Annotated in this window: 16 protein-coding genes; 12 read left to right on the plus strand and 4 right to left on the minus strand. The window is 41.0% G+C overall.

Annotated elements, in window-relative coordinates; translation table 11 throughout:
* Positions 1-204: 204 nt before the first annotated feature.
* From ACVBAX_RS08240 to ACVBAX_RS08250, 3 genes are all read left to right on the plus strand, one after another.
* Positions 205-429 (plus strand): DUF1450 domain-containing protein, encoded by a 225-nt coding sequence (locus tag ACVBAX_RS08240; protein ID WP_119710294.1) that lies wholly within the window; start codon positions 205-207, stop codon positions 427-429.
* A 267-nt stretch (positions 430-696) separates the two neighbouring features.
* Positions 697-1,995: an HD domain-containing protein gene (locus ACVBAX_RS08245; RefSeq protein WP_447116612.1), complete on the plus strand. Its 1,299-nt coding sequence runs from the start codon at positions 697-699 to the stop codon at positions 1,993-1,995.
* Between the two features lie 41 nt (positions 1,996-2,036).
* Positions 2,037-2,546, plus strand: coding sequence for a YwgA family protein (locus tag ACVBAX_RS08250; RefSeq protein ID WP_119710292.1), 510 nt, complete (start codon positions 2,037-2,039; stop codon positions 2,544-2,546).
* A gap of 130 nt (positions 2,547-2,676) precedes the next feature.
* Here the strand turns inward: ACVBAX_RS08250 and ACVBAX_RS08255 are convergent, their stop codons facing one another.
* Positions 2,677-2,886, minus strand: a complete 210-nt coding sequence (locus ACVBAX_RS08255) for a 2-hydroxymuconate tautomerase (protein ID WP_447116733.1) — start codon at positions 2,884-2,886, stop codon at positions 2,677-2,679.
* A 160-nt stretch (positions 2,887-3,046) separates the two neighbouring features.
* On the opposite strand from ACVBAX_RS08255, the gene ACVBAX_RS08260 reads away from it, so the two are divergent.
* The gene (locus ACVBAX_RS08260) at positions 3,047-3,673 is read left to right on the plus strand and encodes a site-2 protease family protein (protein ID WP_447116734.1); all 627 of its coding nucleotides are present in this window, start codon (positions 3,047-3,049) and stop codon (positions 3,671-3,673) included.
* A 15-nt stretch (positions 3,674-3,688) separates the two neighbouring features.
* Positions 3,689-4,198, plus strand: a complete 510-nt coding sequence (locus ACVBAX_RS08265; RefSeq protein ID WP_430774458.1) for a YwhD family protein — start codon at positions 3,689-3,691, stop codon at positions 4,196-4,198.
* A gap of 498 nt (positions 4,199-4,696) precedes the next feature.
* Here ACVBAX_RS08265 and ACVBAX_RS08270 read toward each other — a convergent pair whose 3' ends face one another.
* Positions 4,697-6,769: a transglycosylase domain-containing protein gene (locus ACVBAX_RS08270; RefSeq protein ID WP_447116613.1), complete on the minus strand. Its 2,073-nt coding sequence runs from the start codon at positions 6,767-6,769 to the stop codon at positions 4,697-4,699.
* A gap of 235 nt (positions 6,770-7,004) precedes the next feature.
* Here ACVBAX_RS08270 and speE point away from each other — a divergent pair, with 235 nt between their 5' ends.
* The 6 genes from speE (at position 7,005) to ACVBAX_RS08300 (ending at position 12,653) form a co-directional block, all read left to right on the plus strand.
* Entirely contained in the window at positions 7,005-7,835 is an 831-nt protein-coding gene (gene speE / locus ACVBAX_RS08275; protein WP_119710289.1) for a polyamine aminopropyltransferase, read from the plus strand.
* Between the two features lie 156 nt (positions 7,836-7,991).
* Positions 7,992-8,864, plus strand: a complete 873-nt coding sequence (gene speB, locus ACVBAX_RS08280; protein WP_160545889.1) for an agmatinase — start codon at positions 7,992-7,994, stop codon at positions 8,862-8,864.
* 292 nt (positions 8,865-9,156) lie between these two features.
* On the plus strand, positions 9,157-9,618 hold the full coding sequence (locus ACVBAX_RS08285; protein WP_447116614.1) for a DUF1934 domain-containing protein: 462 nt from the start codon (positions 9,157-9,159) through the stop codon (positions 9,616-9,618).
* A gap of 2 nt (positions 9,619-9,620) precedes the next feature.
* Complete coding sequence (gene argS, locus ACVBAX_RS08290) at positions 9,621-11,291, plus strand: arginine--tRNA ligase (protein ID WP_447116615.1); 1,671 nt, start codon at positions 9,621-9,623, stop codon at positions 11,289-11,291.
* A gap of 57 nt (positions 11,292-11,348) precedes the next feature.
* Positions 11,349-12,419 (plus strand): tRNA 2-selenouridine(34) synthase MnmH, encoded by a 1,071-nt coding sequence (mnmH, locus tag ACVBAX_RS08295; RefSeq protein ID WP_430774462.1) that lies wholly within the window; start codon positions 11,349-11,351, stop codon positions 12,417-12,419.
* Between the two features lie 54 nt (positions 12,420-12,473).
* Positions 12,474-12,653 carry a XapX domain-containing protein gene (locus ACVBAX_RS08300; protein WP_430774463.1) on the plus strand — a complete coding sequence of 60 codons (180 nt, stop codon included), beginning with the start codon at positions 12,474-12,476 and terminating at the stop codon, positions 12,651-12,653.
* 263 nt (positions 12,654-12,916) lie between these two features.
* Here ACVBAX_RS08300 and uvsE read toward each other — a convergent pair whose 3' ends face one another.
* Both uvsE and cls read right to left on the minus strand, forming a co-directional pair.
* Entirely contained in the window at positions 12,917-13,873 is a 957-nt protein-coding gene (gene uvsE / locus ACVBAX_RS08305; protein WP_447116616.1) for a UV DNA damage repair endonuclease UvsE, read from the minus strand.
* 18 nt (positions 13,874-13,891) lie between these two features.
* Positions 13,892-15,094 (minus strand): cardiolipin synthase, encoded by a 1,203-nt coding sequence (gene cls / locus ACVBAX_RS08310; RefSeq protein ID WP_447116617.1) that lies wholly within the window; start codon positions 15,092-15,094, stop codon positions 13,892-13,894.
* A gap of 232 nt (positions 15,095-15,326) precedes the next feature.
* Between cls and ACVBAX_RS08315 the strand changes: the two genes are divergently transcribed.
* Positions 15,327-17,435 (plus strand): heterodisulfide reductase-related iron-sulfur binding cluster, encoded by a 2,109-nt coding sequence (locus ACVBAX_RS08315; RefSeq protein ID WP_447116618.1) that lies wholly within the window; start codon positions 15,327-15,329, stop codon positions 17,433-17,435.
* Positions 17,436-17,557: the final 122 nt, after the last annotated feature.

The raw sequence follows: 17,557 nt of genomic DNA on the forward strand, positions 1-17,557 counted from the left end.
GGCAGGTTTTATACAAATTGATTGCAAGGATAGTAGAGTTTTTTTGAAAAAAATTGAGATTTCACTAGATAGACAGGTTTTTTATGGATAATCGGCTAAGGATTACAGCTTGCATTAGAAGAAAAGAAACGGTAAAATACCGTTTAGATTATTAAAAAGAGTTTAATTGGCTTAGTTTGCACCGAAGAAAGGGTTGTAATATAGATGGCAAATGAATTTCGTGTGTGTGACGATTGTCAGGCCGTAAATTTAAAAACGTTGGTTCCTCGCTTAAAGGACATCGATCCTGAGGCAACAATTGAAATTGGCTGTCAATCATACTGCGGACCAGGGAGAAAGAAAACATTCGCATTTGTGAATAACCGTCCCCTTGCAGCGCTAACAGAAGAAGAATTAATGGATAAAATTAATAAGAAGCTGAAAAAATAAAATCACCTATTGGAACGGAAGATAGGTGGTTTTTTTCTTTGATAATTTGTCTGATGGGATGCAGAATCGAGCCTTTATTTCGATAGAAATAACAGCGAAGAGAATGCAGCCCATCAGACATGTTACTACCCGATTTGGGGAGAAAAAGGTTGGAATGTTGTCTTCTAATTTTGTCGAAATTCTGTAGATTTTTTCCTTTTTTAGGGTGAATTGTAGAATGAATCAAGTTATAATAGTTTAAAGATAGATAGGAAGAGGGATTCTACAGTGGCATATTCACAGGAAAAGCTAGTGGAGGAAAAGGTTTTTAAAGATCCCGTTCATCGTTATGTACATGTGAGAGACCGTGTGATTTGGGATTTGATTGGTACGAAGGAATTCCAACGTTTACGCCGGATTAAGCAGCTTGGAACGACATATCTTACATTTCACGGGGCAGAGCATAGCCGTTTTAACCATTCGCTCGGAGTCTATGAAATCATTCGTCGCATTATTGATGATGTGTTTGATGGACGACCGGAATGGAACAGTGAGCAGCGCTTGCTTTCACTTTGTGCTGCACTCCTTCACGACCTCGGACATGGACCCTTTTCGCATTCGTTTGAAAAAGTATTTGACCTCGATCATGAAGCTTTTACTCAAAAGATCATTCTTGGTAACACAGAAGTAAATAGAGTTCTTACAAAAGTAAGCAAGGATTTTCCGAAGATGGTCGCTGAGGTGATCGCCAAAACCTCGCCAAACAAGCTTGTGATTAGCTTGATTTCTAGCCAAATTGACGCGGATCGTATGGATTATTTGCAGCGTGATGCGTACTTTACAGGTGTGAGTTATGGGCATTTTGATATGGAACGGATTCTTCGTGTAATGCGGCCGAAGGAAGATCAAGTCGTGATCAAGCAAAGCGGTATGCATGCAGTGGAAGACTACATCATGAGTCGATACCAAATGTATTGGCAAGTGTACTTCCATCCCGTTACTCGTAGTGCAGAGGTGATTCTGACCAAGATTCTCCACCGTGCCAAGCATTTGTACCAAAAAGGCTACCAATTTAAGCAAGAGCCGATTCATTTTTATTCTGTATTCGCTGAAAATATTACCCTTCATGACTACTTGAAATTAGATGAAGCGGTTATTCTCTATTATTTCCAAATGTGGGAAGAGGAAGAGGATCCCATCTTACGTGACCTGTGTGTCCGTTTTATGGATCGCAATCTGTTTAAATATGTGGAATTTGACCCAGCAAAAGAGTATAAGAAGTTAAGTGAGCTTTCTACTTTATTTGCTAAGGCTGGTCTTGACCCGGAGTATTATTTAGTGGTTGATTCTTCGTCTGATTTACCATATGACTTTTATCGCCCAGGTGAGGAAGAAGAACGCCTGCCGATACAACTGCTCATGAAAAATGGAGAAGTAAGAGAGCTTTCAAGGGAATCTCAAATCGTTGATGCCATTTCAGGGAAAAGAAGAACGGACCATAAGTTGTATTTCCCTGCGGATCTTTTAAAAGACGATTCATCAAAAAGGAACATTAAAAAGCAAATTCGCAACTTACTAGACCTATGAGATAGGTTCTTGATATAAATATGAAGTAGGAGAGGGTCTCATTGTTAAAGGATCATGCCAAAATAATGCAAGCTTTTGCAGCGGCAGGGGAAATTGTTGGTCGGAAAAAACTGCAAAAAATGATTTATATAGCGAAAAAAGTAGATTTTCCTTTCCAAGAGAGGTTTCAGTTTCACTTTTATGGACCTTACTCCGAAGAGTTGACCCTTCGCGTAGAGGAGCTATGCAATATGGGCTTTCTTAACGAGGTAAAGGAGAAAAAGGGCGGTTACATGCAATATCGCTACTCCTTAACAGATGAGGGAATGGAATTTTTAAATATGAACCTAGTGGAACTTCCGGCACTAGAGGATTGTTTAACAGACATGAATAGCCAGAATGCTAGGTTTCTAGAACTCGTATCAACGGTACTTTTCTTCGACGATTTAGAAGTAGAGGAAGTAAAGGAGAAAATCTTTACTCTAAAGAGCAAGCAAAAATACACCGAAGACGAAATTAAGCAGGCATATGAATATATTGAAGCATTAAAGGGGAAAGTAGTCCCTGTATAAAAAGAGAGGCTTGGACATTTTTTGTCCAAGCCTCTTTCGATAAGTTGTCGGTTGTTATGCAGAATCGAGCCTTTATTCCAAAGGAATACCAGCGAAGAGAATGCATAACAACCGACACTCAACTCTATTTTTACTCGTCAGATAGCCTTTTCCCAGCAATTCCATAATTATTTTTCGTCATTTCATCAATGAATACAACGACTTTCTCAGCAGGTGCTCCAGTTGTTTCCACAACAGCAGCGGTTACTTTTTCCACAAGAGCTTTCTTTTGGTCGTCTGTACGGCCTTCTAGCATTTTTACGGTTACGTATGGCATGGTGATTGCCTCCTTGAGAGATATGTAAGTTCTTCATACATAATCATAATGTTCCAAACGTGAGAAAGGAATACTCATTTTTCCATTTATCCTATATATCATGTATAATTTGGCTAAATAGAGTCTTCGAAAAGGAGTTGTCGTGTTGGAGCAACTATCTAGGTTTTTAGCTTTTGATTTAGAGATGATCCCATACGTGGTTATTACGCTTATCATAGCGTTTTCCGTCCATGAATTTGCACATGCGTGGGTAGCCTATAAGTTTGGGGATCATACGGCGAAAAATCAGGGCAGACTAACTCTAAATCCGATGAAGCATTTGGACCCATTTGGCACTTTGTTAATTTTTTTAATTGGATTTGGTTGGGCGAAACCTGTTCCTGTGAATCGCTTTTTCTTTAAAAATCCTCGGCTAGCAGGTATTCTTGTATCGATAGCAGGACCTCTCAGCAATCTATTGCTATCCATTCTTGGCTTTGTGTTATTGTATGGATTGGTGGCTACTGGTGCGGCGGAAACTCTACCATCATACGTATTTGAGTTTCTTAATATATTTTTGTATTTAAATGTTGCTTTATTTGTGTTTAATCTACTGCCGTTCCCACCGTTAGATGGATACCGAATCGTTGAAGACCTCGTACCGGTGAATGTACGGGCGAAAATGACACAGTATGAGCAATATGGAGCACTAATCTTTCTTATTTTAGTTATTACTCCACTTGATCAATATACGATTGACCCATTGTATTCCACTGTCGTTCCGTCGATTCTTTCGACTTTAGATCAGTTCTTTTATCAGTTATTTTTGTAGGAGGCGTTCATTTTTATGGAAGAAAAAAAGAAGAAAAATATTGGCTTTAATATTATTAAAAGTGATCCAACTGAGGGACATGGAGGATTTGGTGTTGGAGCTCTAACCCTAGATAATGTATCACCGGTTATTATTGATGTGGATGCAGGGGACGCGGTCATTGATGTTGGGGCCATGCATGCAAGAAGTGTGGTGGAAAAAGGGATTAAGTTTTTAAAAACAAAGGAAGAAGTTCCAAATGCAAAGCCGTACTGGTTGGTATGGGTCACGATTGACCGAAAGCAGGAAGGACCTTATTATGCGGGTGTGACCGCTTGTGAAATGACCGTAGATCGTGAAATTCGTCGTGGCTATAAGTCACTACCAGAGCATGTGAATCGTATGGATAAGTCGATTAAACGTCATATTATCGTCGACCATATGGATAGTCGCTCAAAAGGAATTTTAGCTGAATTTTTGAAAAATCATGACGCGGGTATGTGGGAGAGATCAGAAGAGAAATTGAAGGCTGATCTTCAAGGGTAAGAAAATTATTCCAAAAAGGTTTTTTTAACAAATTGTAAGGAAATACTTGCCGTTTTCCGTTAAAAAAAGTAAACTTTAAACAGCGATAACACGCTATAGCACTAGGACAGAAAAAGCCCCGAGTACATGTGACTCGGGGCTTTTTCGTATTTTTTGAATAGTGATGGGTTGTGGCGATGGCCTGTAATCGCAAGTAAGTAGGGTGAACCGCAAATAACTGGAGCAAATAAATTTTGAAGATCGCAAATAAGTTTCAGGAATCGCAAATAAGTTTCAGGAATCGCAAATAAAATCTGAGAATCGCAAATAAATTTTTGAAATCGCAAATAAAATCTGAGAATCGCAAATAAATTTTTGAAATCGCAAATAAAATCTGAAGATCGCAAATAAATCTGTTAAATCGCAATTATCCTGAAAAAAATTCCCCCATTTTCCTTATAAGAGGCCTCGAAAAACCGCAATTTCAAATAAAAAGGAGCCAACTCAGGTGAAAACCTGTTAGCTCCAATCAAAAATCCTCTTATACCACGTCTTTTTCTCTTTCTTTTCTTCTTTTTTCTTTTCGGTTGGCTTTTCGGCATCATGTTCTAGATGATTGATGCAGTGCTTGGTTGGTTCTGTTCCTTCAATAAAATAGGTGAGTCGTTTGATCGGGCAGTCGTCGGTTGCTAATAGGCCGCTTTCAGGGTCGATATATACTCCAACGGTTCCTTTAGGGGCTTTGAAGTTTTTAATCGGCTCATCAGCTAATGCGTCCTCCATATAGTTGACCCAGATGTTTTTCGCGTACGATTTCTCGGCCACGATTTCAATCGGGTTTCCTTGGTCATAACCTGTCCATACCGCGGTCACTAACTGAGGAGAAAAACCGACCATCCAGCTATCGGAATCTGTGGAGCCAGACTTTCCCGCATAAATCCGTGTCATATCATTGATCATGGAGCTCCCGGTCACATTGGAATAGCCATCGAGCTTTTTATCAAACATCCCTGTCATCATATGAGTCATAACGAATGCTTCATCAGCTTTTAATACACGCTCATTTTCCTTTTCGTACTCATAAATGACTTCCCCACGATGGTCTTCCACTCTTTTAATAAGAACCGGTTTTACTTTTTTCCCACCGTTAGCAAACAAACTATAGGCATTGGCCATATCAATCACCTTAACCCCACTAGTCCCAAGTGCCAATGACGGTACTTTTTCCATTGGAGTCGTAATCCCAAATTGCTTGGCTGTTTTTACGAGTGTGTCTTCTCCTAAAAATAAATGTGTTTTAACTGCATACACATTATCGGAAAGGGCTAGCGCTTGTGCCATCGTGATTTCTTTTCCCGCATACTTATTATTAAAATTATGTGGTGTATACTCCGCTCGGTTATCGTCAAATCGGAAGGTCGTCATTTCGCTTCGCACTAATGATGCGGGCGTAAATCCTTGGGATATTGCCGCATAGTAAAGAAGTGGTTTGATGGTCGAACCTGGTTGACGGACCGCTTGAACGGCACGGTTGAACGGACTTTCCACATAATCTCTTCCGCCTACCATCGCCTTAACATACCCGTTTTTCGGATTCATCGACACGAGTGCTACCTGCAATTCAGAATCCTTTGCCATATGAGTGGAAACATTTTTCTCTGCTAACTCCTGCTGTTCAGTATTAAGTGTTGTATATACACGTAGTCCGCCAAGCTCAATCGTCCGGTCATCCAAACCTAAGTCATTTTTTAATGCTTGCTTGACAGCATCCTGAAAATACGGAGCAATTTGTGTCACCGCATGGGAATGCTCACCAACAAAGGAGAGCGTCTCATGTATCGCTGCATTGGCATCAGCTTCAGTAATGTATTTGCTTTTTACCATAGAATCCAAAATGATTTTTTGACGACTCTTCGCATTTTCCTCAGAAATAAGAGGAGAGTAGATGCTTGGACCTTTTGGAATTCCAGCTAGCATAGATGCCTCAGCTAGAGTCAAGTCAGCGGCATTTTTTCCTAAATAATACTGACTGGCTGCTTGTATTCCATATGCTCCTTTTCCATAATAGATCGTATTTAAGTAACCTTCGAGAATCTCGTTTTTCGTATAATTCATTTCAATTCGAATCGTGTAGAGTGCTTCTAGCAGCTTACGTTTCCACGTTTTTTCATGCTCGAGAAATAGATTCCGGGCATACTGCTGACTAATCGTGCTTGCACCTTGAACTTTGGCCATTGCCTTAAGGTCAGCAAGGGCAGCACCAGCAATTCGTTTAAAATCAAATCCGTTATGCTTGTAAAAGGATCGATCCTCTATCGCTACGGTTGCTTCAATTAAATGGGGAGAAATTTCATCGATTCCTACCCAGTATCTCTTTTCTCCATTATTGCTTTCACCGATAACTTGCCCATCATCCGAGTAATATAGAGACGATTGTGGCACGGCAAGAGGAGGAGGGCCCTGCACCTTGGCGTATATAAGAACACCGGTCACTACTAAAACAAGCAAACCAAGACCGATTGATCCAAGTATGAGTAAGGCACGTATGTATTTCATCGTTCTTCTAAACCGCTGATCCGTAATTACCTCCAAGGATGACACCTCACCTTCAGATAGATTTTTCCTGTTTTCCCATCTTTCTTACTAGTATGAAAAGAAAGAGGCTGTTTTAAACGCCTATCTATTAAAAAAAGAATTTTTTTCTTGCAATTTTGCTAGATTCATCTATACTTTTTCTCATGTTTGAGTTTTTTTGGGGAAGAATAACAATACAGGAAATTAGTATTGAAACCGATAGATATTTTTTAAATAAGGAAGGATGGCGTAAATGGGACTTTGGTTTACGGAAAAACAAACTGAGAATTTTGGTATCACAATGAAGGTAAAGCGCACATTACATACGGAGCAAACAGACTTTCAAAAGTTAGATATGGTAGAAACAGAAGAATGGGGCAATATGCTTCTTTTAGATGACATGGTAATGACGTCTATTAAAGACGAGTTCGTATACCACGAAATGGTTGCGCATATTCCATTATTCACTCACCCAAATCCAGAAAACGTACTAGTTGTTGGTGGCGGAGACGGTGGAGTTATTCGTGAAGTGTTAAAGCATCCAAGCGTGAAAAAAGCAACACTTGTTGAAATCGACGGAAAAGTAATTGAGTACTCTAAAAAGTACCTTCCAGAGATCGCAGGACAGCTAGATGATCCACGCGTAGAAGTAAAAGTGGATGATGGTTTTATGCACATCGCTACAGCAGAAAACGTATACGATGTAATCATGGTTGACTCAACGGAGCCAGTTGGTCCAGCAGTAAACCTATTTACAAAAGGTTTCTATGCAGGAATCTCTAAGGCGTTAAAAGAAGACGGAATCTTCGTTGCACAATCAGATAACCCTTGGTTCAAAGCGGACTTAATTCGTTCGGTACAAAAAGACGTAAAGGAAATCTTCCCGATCACTCGCCTTTACATCGCAAACATCCCAACCTATCCAAGCGGAATGTGGGCATTCACTTTAGGATCAAAGAAGCATGATCCACTTGAAGTAGCTGAAGAGCGCTTCCATGATATTGATACTAAGTATTACACAAAAGAACTTCACAATGCAGCATTCGTGCTACCGAAGTTTGTTAAAGATTTAATCGAAGGCTAATAATAAATAAGACGGGGGGAGATTCTCTCCGTTTTTTACTGTGGAAGGATTAGAATGTGGGGGGGCAGTTTCCGACTGAAGGAAGCCTTTGTTACGTAGTAACACCAGCTGGCGGATATGAAACTGACCCCCTCTTAATTTAAAGGAGGAAACAAAATGCGTTTTGATGAAGCATACTCAGGTAATGTGTTTATTAAAAGCCATCCAAGCTTTGAGGAAAGTAAAGCGGTATTGTACGGAATGCCAATGGACTGGACAGTAAGTTACCGCCCAGGATCTCGTTTTGGTCCAGCGCGTATTCGTGAGGTGTCCATCGGATTAGAAGAGTACAGCTTATACTTAGACCGTGAGCTAGAAGATGTGAAATACTATGATGCGGGAGATATTCCACTTCCATTCGGAAATCCACAGCGCAGTTTAGATATGATTGAAGAGTTCGTTGATCAGGTGCTTGATGCAGGGAAATTTCCACTTGGCATGGGTGGAGAGCATTTAGTTTCTTGGCCCGTTTTTAAAGCAATGGTGAAAAAGTATCCGGATTTAGCCATCATACATATGGATGCACACACAGACCTTCGTGAGAACTATGAGGGAGAGCCATTATCTCACTCCACACCAATTCGTAAGGTCGCAGATTTAATCGGGCCACAAAATGTGTATTCATTTGGGATCCGAAGCGGCATGAAAGAAGAATTCCAATGGGCGAAGGAAGTGGGCATGCATATTTCTCCGTTCGAAGTGCTTGAGCCTTTGAAAAAAGTATTGCCAACATTAGCGGGACGTCCCGTGTACGTAACAATTGATATCGATGTTCTTGACCCTGCGCATGCACCAGGAACAGGTACAGTTGATGCAGGTGGAATCACTTCAAGAGAGCTACTAGCTTCCATTCACGAAATTGCACGCTCGGAAGTGAATGTAGTGGGAGCAGACTTAGTAGAAGTAGCCCCAATTTACGACCACTCAGAACAAACAGCAAACACAGCAAGCAAACTCATCCGTGAAATGATTCTTGGATGGGTGAAATAAGGATGGGAATCGTGCACCTGCCAGGTTTTGGTGGGTGTTTTTTTAATAAAAGAAATGGTTATGACCTGTAAAAGTAAAAATAGCATTGCTCTAATGTCATAAAGTTCTTTTTATGACATTAGATGGACTAAAAACAAGGTTGCATACGTCATAAAAACGAACTTATGACATGAAAACAAGGTGCGACCACTCCAATAAGGTCATAAGAGGCATACCGCCACCTTAAATCGTAGCATCACACCTTGCGTTCCCCCACCAAAATCTTTATAATTATTAAGTTATAGAGAATGCAATGATAAAAGGAAGTGTATGGCCGTTGCCGATTCAACCAGCGGATCAAATTCCCGTTAAAATTAAGGTACATACGACGATTGAGAATGGTGGGGAAAAGGAAACTTTTGAACTCACAACTTTTGGTCGATACTATGTAAAGAATGCGAGCGGCTACCTTCAATACGAGGAAAGTACGGAAGAGGGGCCGATGAAGACGACGATGAAGCTCACGGATGATGGAATTCTTCTGATGAGAAGTGGCTCGATTAAGATGCGAATGCTGTTAGAAGAAAAGAAACAGCATCGTGGCAGTTATACAACTCCATTTGGAGAGCTGCTAATGATTACAGATACAAAAGAACTTCAGCATAGATGGAACAGTGAGAGTAGTAATGGAAGGATTGAGGTTTTATACGACCTTTCAATACAAGGCTCAAAAGCAGGTACATACAAATTGCAAATCGTGTTTGAGGAGGAATAAAGTTGAATATCGTTGAACAGGTACAATTGAAGCTTAAAGAGGAAATAAGAGCGGCTGTTATCAAAGCTGAGCTAGCAACAGAGGAGCAGCTTCCAGATGTGATTTTAGAAACGCCGAAGGATAAAGCAAATGGGGACTACTCGACCAATATGGCGATGCAGCTAGCGAGAGTAGCAAAGAAAGCACCGCGTGCGATTGCGGATGCGCTTGTGGCAAATTTTGATCAATCCAAGGCATCGATTGAAAAAATTGATATCGCTGGTCCTGGATTTATTAATTTTTACATGAACAATAATTATTTAACAGATTTAATTCCAACCATTCTTACAGCTGGTGAAAAGTACGGGGAAACAACGGTTGGAAACGGGCAAAAAATTCAGGTCGAGTTTGTGTCTGCGAATCCAACCGGAGATCTTCACCTTGGACATGCTCGTGGTGCGGCTGTTGGGGATTCTCTTTGTAATGTGCTAGCAAAAGCTGGTTACGATGTATCGCGTGAATACTATATTAACGATGCAGGAAACCAAATCAATAATTTGGCGTTATCGGTAGAAGCTCGCTACTTTCAAGCGCTTGGGATGGAAAAAGACGTGCCGGCTGATGGATACCATGGGGAAGATATCATTGGAATTGGTAAGCGTTTGGCTGAGGAGTATGGCGACAAGTTCGTGAATGTTGATGAGAAAGAGCGCTTTGACTTTTTCCGTAGCTATGGGTTAAAAGAGGAAATGGCTAAGCTGAAGCAGGACCTTGAGGACTTCCGCGTGCCATTTGATGTGTGGTACTCAGAAACATCTCTTTATGGAGATGGAAAAATTGATGTAGCTTTAGACAAGCTTCGTGAAAATGGCTATATTTACGAAGAAGATGGAGCCACTTGGTTCCGTTCAACCGATCTAGGAGATGACAAAGACCGCGTGCTTATTAAGCAGGATGGTTCTTACACCTACCTAACACCTGACATCGCTTATCATAAAAATAAGCTTGATCGTGGCTTTGAAAAGCTTATCAATATTTGGGGTGCGGATCACCACGGATATATTCCTAGAATGAAAGCAGCGATCGAAGCATTAGGATATGGAAAAGATGTACTTGAGGTGGAAATCATTCAGCTTGTTCACCTTTACAAAAACGGTGAAAAGATGAAGATGAGTAAGCGTACAGGGAAAGCTGTTACGATGCGTGATCTAGTGGAAGAGGTAGGATTAGATGCGACTCGTTACTTTTTTGCGATGAGAAGTGCGGATACACATATGGACTTTGACCTTGATCTAGCCGTATCACAATCCAATGAAAATCCAGTATACTACGCTCAATATGCACATGCGCGTATTTGTAGCATCCTTCGTCAAGGGGAAGAGAATGGGTTCACGTACGATACGAACGCTGATTTCTCTTTAATCGGCGCTGAAAAGGAAATTGAAGTGCTTAAAAAGCTTGGTGAGTTTCCTTTAGCAGTGGCAGAAGCTGCCGAGAAGCGCATGCCACACCGAGTGACGAACTATATTTATGAGCTTGCATCTACTTTCCATAGCTTTTATAATGCAGAAAAAGTATTGGATGCGGAAAACGTGGAGCGCACAAAGGCACGCCTTTCATTAATTAAAGCGGTGCAAACGACGTTAAAGAATGCACTGAAATTAATCGGAGTTTCCGCTCCTGAAAAAATGTAAAAAGTGAGAGGCTTCCGGATTGGAAGCCTCTTTTGAAACTTAAAGGTGGAGGAAGACATGATTAGAGACTGTTCAGTTGAAAAGTTTTTAGAAAATAAAGAGCGATATACGACGATCGATGTACGGTCACCAGGTGAATTCGCTGATAGCCATATTCCTGGATCGGTCAATATTCCTCTTTTTACAAATGAAGAGCGGGCCTTGATTGGAACCCTATATAAGCAAGAAGGGCAAAAGGAAGCTAAGTGGAAGGCGATGGAGATTGTTAGTCCGAAAATTCCTGATATACTTGCTCAAATTCAAAAGATTGAAGAGTCTGGTCGCGAGCCCATGGTGTACTGCTGGAGAGGTGGAATGAGAAGCCAATCCGTTGCCACGTTTGCCACACTTGCTGGGCTTCATGTGAGGAGAATCGAGGGAGGCTACCGTGCCTATCGTGAGCATGTGATAGAGCATATCTCTGACTTAATTCCTGCTGAATCTGTGGTCATTACCGGGATGACAGGAACAGGGAAAACAGAGATTCTTCAGCATTTAAAAACGGCGGGGTATCCAGTGCTCGATTTAGAGAAGTACGCGAACCATAAAGGATCGGTTTTTGGCTCGATTGGTGGGGAAACGCCACATAACCAAAAGATGTTTGATGCTCTTCTTTTTGAAGATTTAAAGAAGCTCAAAGGCTCTCCCTATTTCATTATGGAAGGAGAAAGCAAACGAATTGGACATGCAGTGCAGCCGCCTGAGTTAACCGAGAAAAAACTAAAAGGACTTCATATTACGGTTTACTCCTCTATTGAAAAACGAATGGAACGTATTTATGAACAATACGTAAAGCCTTACGAGCATACGGATGCCTTTCATGAACGGGTCGAACTTGCTTTAAAGATGATTATTAAGAGAATAAAATCAGTCGATTTTCAAACGGAGCTGCTAAGATGTGTGGAAGAAAGAGATTATTTGCCCCTTATCAGACTGTTAATGGAACATTATTATGATCCGCGCTACAGCAATAAAGTAGGGGACTATGAGAACCCGGAAATTTTTGTTTGCAGTGATTCGATTTTAGAAGCAACAAACAAGATAGCTGAGATTATTGAGCAATCAAGAAGAGCAAAAATCGAAGTATAAAGGAGCATTGTGGGGAATGCTTTAAAGTATACAAATGATTTTTGGAGGGGTTCTATGAAGCTTGTCCTGCTATCGTTAGTCACAGGTTTTTTCGTCGGGTTTATTTTTGCCCTCTTTCGTCTACCGATTCCGGCTCCACCTGCTTTAGCGGGTATCACCGGGATTGTTGGAATTTATTTAGGTTTTAAAGTGTTTGAACAGTTAACTCCATGGCTGCAAAGTTTCGGGAGATAAGTAAGTGTGACCAGGAAAATAAGCGGAGATTTTTCCGTTAGACGCTGAATGGAGTTCATTTTGGGGTAAATAAGGGGAGGTTTTCCGCTTATGCAAAGCAAAACCCCCCATTTTCGATTTTTTCGAGCTAATAGGCGGAATCTCTCCGTTTATATAAGCTCTTTTTTAAAAAAATTACTAGTTAAGCGGAATTTCTCCGTCTATTCATCAGCGCGGGTACTTAACCTGATCCCCCAGCCTAATAAGTCGGACCTTACAGAGGGTCATTTCCATTCAATCTCAGCACCGCCCACTCGTTTCACCCCCCGAATGCGGCTAATGTCTTCTACGAGTTTGAGGCATGCCATATCCTTCGCCTTTGCTTCAATCATAAAGTCGACATCCACATTCATGGAACGGAGAAGTTCGATCAAGGGCATGATATATTCCAAATCAACAAAATCAGCATGTGCTCGGTACATTTTTTCCGACTTCGGTGAAGAAATATGGATTTTCGGTTTTAATGAATGGCCTTCCCATGTTTGAAAGACTTTTGGAAGCAACGTATCCAGAGGCTCTTCACTCAAATTGGCCATATGATGGTGATAATCAAAGACCAGACGAATGCCTTCTTTCCGACATACAGAAAGGGTCTCCTCGGTTGTGTACGTTTTATCATCATTCTCTAAGGTGGTGACCTCTTTAATATGGGATGGGAGAGATTGGATGTTTCCGTGAAACCGTTTTAGTGACTGTGTTTTATCCCCGTAGGCTCCTCCGACATGAATATTGAGGACCCCCTCTTTTTCCACTCCCATCGCTTCTAACATTCTGTAATGATAGTCCATATCAATCACCGCATTCTTTGTTACTTCTTCACGAGGAGAGGTGAACAAAGTGTATTGGTTAGGGTGAAAGCTTACACGCATCTGATGTCTGTGAATTAAATCGCCAAGCTCCTTCCACTCCTTTCGAAACGGGGTGACAAAATCCCAGTTTACCTCTGGGTGGGTAGAAAGAGGGGCGATCGAACTAGATAAGCGATACACTTGAATGCCGTGCGCGATATTATAGGATACCATTCGTAACGTATTAAAGATATTTTCACCCGTAACAGCCATTAGTTTTTCCTCGCGTTCAGAAGCAGGAAGCTGCTTATACCGGGTAAAGGTTAAGGCTCTTGCAGGCGACGCCTCCCAAAGAGAGAGAGCAGTCGATACATAGCCAAAGCGAATTCTCATGGTTATATGAACTCCTAACTAAAGAAAATAAGAAATAGGGCGGGCGATCCATTCGAGTATTTTTTGCTTGAAGCTTAAATGAGTTAAGTCATGAAGGGATAGTTTTTTTCCATCTTTTATATCCGTTTCATATATGTCTTTCATATGTGTGATGATGTCTGGATCGTACATATAGCAGTTAATTTCATGATTTAAAAAGAAGCTTCTTTTGTCAAAGTTGGCAGTGCCAGAATCACAAATCCGGTCATCAATGATGATGATTTTTGCATGGTAAAAGCCTTTGAGATACCCGTAGACATTGGCCCCTTTGGAAATAAGCGTGCGCAAATAAGGAAACGAGGCTTCTTTCACAAATGCGTGATCAGGAGTTTGTGGGACAAGGATGGTCACTTCCACACCGCGATCCAATGCAGCCAACAAATCTTGAAAGATGCGCTTGCTAGGGATGAAATAAGGAGAACCGATGTGAATCGATGTCTCAGCTCCTCGAATCATTCCGGAGAAGGTTTCTTCGAGGTAAAACCCTTCGGATGGGATAATTTGGTGACGAATCGGTCCAGAGACTGGATCAGGAAAATATGTGGGAATCTTCAGAAGATGCTCTTGCGTTTCCTCCTCCCAGTCCTTTAAAAACTCACGTTGTAGATCATGAACCCCTTCACCCATAATTTTCAAATGATAATCACGCCAAGGGTTCAGCTTTGGATCTTCGTTTAAATACTCTTTTCCGACATTGAATCCCCCAATATAACCAAGTTTTCCATCAATGACCGTAATTTTTCGGTGATTTCGAACTTGTGAACGGTAAAAAAGAAAGGGGAATTTCGGTTTATGGCTATACGAAAAATGTATGCCGGCTTGTTTGGCTTCATTTACGATTCTACGTGGAACACTAAAGCATCCTGCCCAATCGAGGAGCAGTCTAACTTCCACCCCTTCTAATGCTTTGTTTTTTAATATCTGCAGAAACCTGCGGCCATATGGATCATCTTTTAATATATAAAAAAGGACATGAATATGCTCGTTTGCGTGTTCGATTTCTGAAAATAAGTCAGTAAAGAGGGCATCTCCTCTGGTAAATACATCAATATGACTTTGCCTCATGGGATAACTTTTTCTATAAATCGAAGATAAATGTTGTCTTCTGCCGAGGATAAAGTCGACATACAATAGCAATAGGATGAGTATGAAAGCAAGCAGGATGAAACCAATAATCTTCATCAAATTCTCTCCCTTCAGAGGATATCCCATTGGTTCAGGAGTGATCGTACGTTGTAGTATCTCCTGTTAATGTTCTTTCTATGAAGACAGAAAGTTGCGATAAAAAAAACGTTGACTGAATGATCATTCATTATATAATAGGGGTAGATACTATTCAGAAAATTATCCATTTTCACGCAAAACCTGTGCTACTTGAAGGGGAGTTCGAGTAAGCCAGAAAGGGGTAGAAAAGATGAATGCCATGCTTTGGATCAACTTGATTGCTTTTTTAATTGTAACCGCTTACGCAGTTAGTCTGTTTGTTTATGTAGTAAAAACGAGAATCGAGTACATAAAGCTTGGGAAAAAGGTTGAGTTTGATTCTCGAGTAAAGGAAAGGCTCGAGAAAATTTGGGTCAATGTATTTGGTCAAAAAAAGCTATTAAAGGATAAGAAAAGCGGAATTATTCATGTGATGTTTTTTTACGGATTTATCCTTGTTCAATTTGGGGCAATCGACTTTATTGTTAAAGGTCTTGTACCTGGTGCGCACTTGCCACTAGGGCCTCTGTATCCAGGTTTTGCATTTTTTCAGGAAATCGTCACTTTAATGATTTTAGTTGCTGTTTTCTGGGCATTCCATCGTCGATATGTAGAAAAACTGGTTCGTTTGAAACGAAATTTCAAATCGGGACTTGTGTTAATTTTTATCGGTGGATTAATGCTTTCTGTACTACTTGGAAATGGAATGAGTCTCATCTGGCATGCTCATGAAGCCTCATGGACAGAACCAATTGCCTCATTAGTGAGCGTAGCTTTTTCTTGGATTGGAGAAACAGCTTCCATCGCGATTTTCTATGTGGCTTGGTGGATTCATCTTTTGTTCTTACTAGCTTTCCTTGTGTATGTTCCCCAGTCCAAGCACGCACACTTGATTGCGGGTCCAGCCAATGTATATTTTAATCGCTTAGAAAAGCCAGGGAAATTAACCAAGATTGATTTTGAAGATGAAACACAAGAGACTTTCGGTGTGGGGAAAATTGAGGATTTTACTCAGCACCAGCTCATCGACTTATACGCGTGTGTTGAATGTGGACGCTGCACGAATATGTGTCCAGCAACAGGGACAGGAAAGATGTTGTCGCCAATGGACTTGATTGTAAAAATGCGCGATCATTTAACGAATCACGGTGCCGCCATTACGCAAAAGCAGCCATGGGTTCCGACCTTTGCTTTTTCCAGTACAAAAGGTAATCAAATCGCATTAGCAGCTGCTGGTAAAGGGGTTCAGGAGTCTGCGGCAAGTCTAGCTTACAGTCCAAGCTTGATCGGAGATGTGATAACAGAGGAAGAAATTTGGGCTTGTACCACTTGCCGAAACTGTGAAGATCAATGTCCGGTCATGAATGAGCATGTGGATAAAATTATCGATCTTCGCCGTTATCTTGTTCTAACAGAAGGAAAAATGGATGCCGATGCACAAAGAGCAATGCAAAACATCGAACGTCAAGGAAATCCTTGGGGACTAAACCGCAAAGAGCGCGAAAACTGGCGCGGTGAGAGAGAAGATGTTCTCATTCCAACGGTAAAAGAAATGAAAAAGTCTGGTGAAGAGTTTGAGTACTTATTCTGGGTGGGGTCTATGGGCTCTTATGATAATCGCAGTCAAAAAATTGCTTTGTCCTTTGCGAAGCTTTTAAACGAAGCGGGTGTGAAGTTTGCCATCTTAGGAAGCAAGGAAAAGAACTCGGGCGACACAGCAAGACGTCTAGGAAACGAGTTTGTATTCCAAGAGCTTGCAACAAAGAACATCGAGGAATTTGAGAAGAACGAAGTAAAGAAAATCGTGACGATTGATCCTCATGCGTATAATACATTCAAAAATGAATACCCTGATTTCGGATTACAAGCGGAAGTGTACCATCATACCGAGCTACTTGCTGAGCTTGTGAAGGATGGAAGATTAAAGCCTAAGTTCGAAGTGAACGAAACAATCACGTTCCACGATTCTTGTTATTTAGGACGCTACAATGAAGTGTATGAAGCCCCACGCGATATATTAAAAGCGATACCAGGCGTTACACTCGTAGAAATGGCTCGTAACAGAGATACGGGAATGTGTTGTGGAGCTGGTGGTGGGCTGATGTGGATGGAAGAAGAAACGGGCCATCGTATCAATGTGGCAAGAACTGAGCAGGCATTAGCGGTTAAACCGTCTGTGATTTCATCTGGGTGTCCGTATTGCTTAACCATGCTTTCAGATGGCACAAAGGCAAAGGAAGTGGAAGAAACGGTTTCAATCTATGACGTGGCAGAGCTATTAGAGAAAGCTGTTATTGGAGAGACACAAATCGTATCATAAACCAAATAGAAATAATTTACATGATTTTTGTGTAAATTATTTCTATTCTAACTTTTTTGATAGTAAAATAGAAGAAGGTAATAAAGCGCTTACAAACTAAATTTACTCCAAAGGAGAAACTC

Source organism: Robertmurraya sp. GLU-23 (assembly GCF_052983275.1).

Coding starts and splice junctions, on each gene's coding strand:
- ACVBAX_RS08260 (WP_447116734.1), top strand. CDS start 3,047: ATGATCCCATACGTGGTTATTACGCTTATCATAGCGTTTTCCGTCCAT.
- ACVBAX_RS08300 (WP_430774463.1), top strand. CDS start 12,474: ATGAAGCTTGTCCTGCTATCGTTAGTCACAGGTTTTTTCGTCGGGTTT.
- ACVBAX_RS08240 (WP_119710294.1), top strand. CDS start 205: ATGGCAAATGAATTTCGTGTGTGTGACGATTGTCAGGCCGTAAATTTA.
- ACVBAX_RS08315 (WP_447116618.1), top strand. CDS start 15,327: ATGAATGCCATGCTTTGGATCAACTTGATTGCTTTTTTAATTGTAACC.
- cls (WP_447116617.1), bottom strand. CDS start 15,094: ATGAAGATTATTGGTTTCATCCTGCTTGCTTTCATACTCATCCTATTG.
- uvsE (WP_447116616.1), bottom strand. CDS start 13,873: ATGAGAATTCGCTTTGGCTATGTATCGACTGCTCTCTCTCTTTGGGAG.
- ACVBAX_RS08265 (WP_430774458.1), top strand. CDS start 3,689: ATGGAAGAAAAAAAGAAGAAAAATATTGGCTTTAATATTATTAAAAGT.
- ACVBAX_RS08285 (WP_447116614.1), top strand. CDS start 9,157: ATGATAAAAGGAAGTGTATGGCCGTTGCCGATTCAACCAGCGGATCAA.
- speB (WP_160545889.1), top strand. CDS start 7,992: ATGCGTTTTGATGAAGCATACTCAGGTAATGTGTTTATTAAAAGCCAT.
- mnmH (WP_430774462.1), top strand. CDS start 11,349: ATGATTAGAGACTGTTCAGTTGAAAAGTTTTTAGAAAATAAAGAGCGA.
- speE (WP_119710289.1), top strand. CDS start 7,005: ATGGGACTTTGGTTTACGGAAAAACAAACTGAGAATTTTGGTATCACA.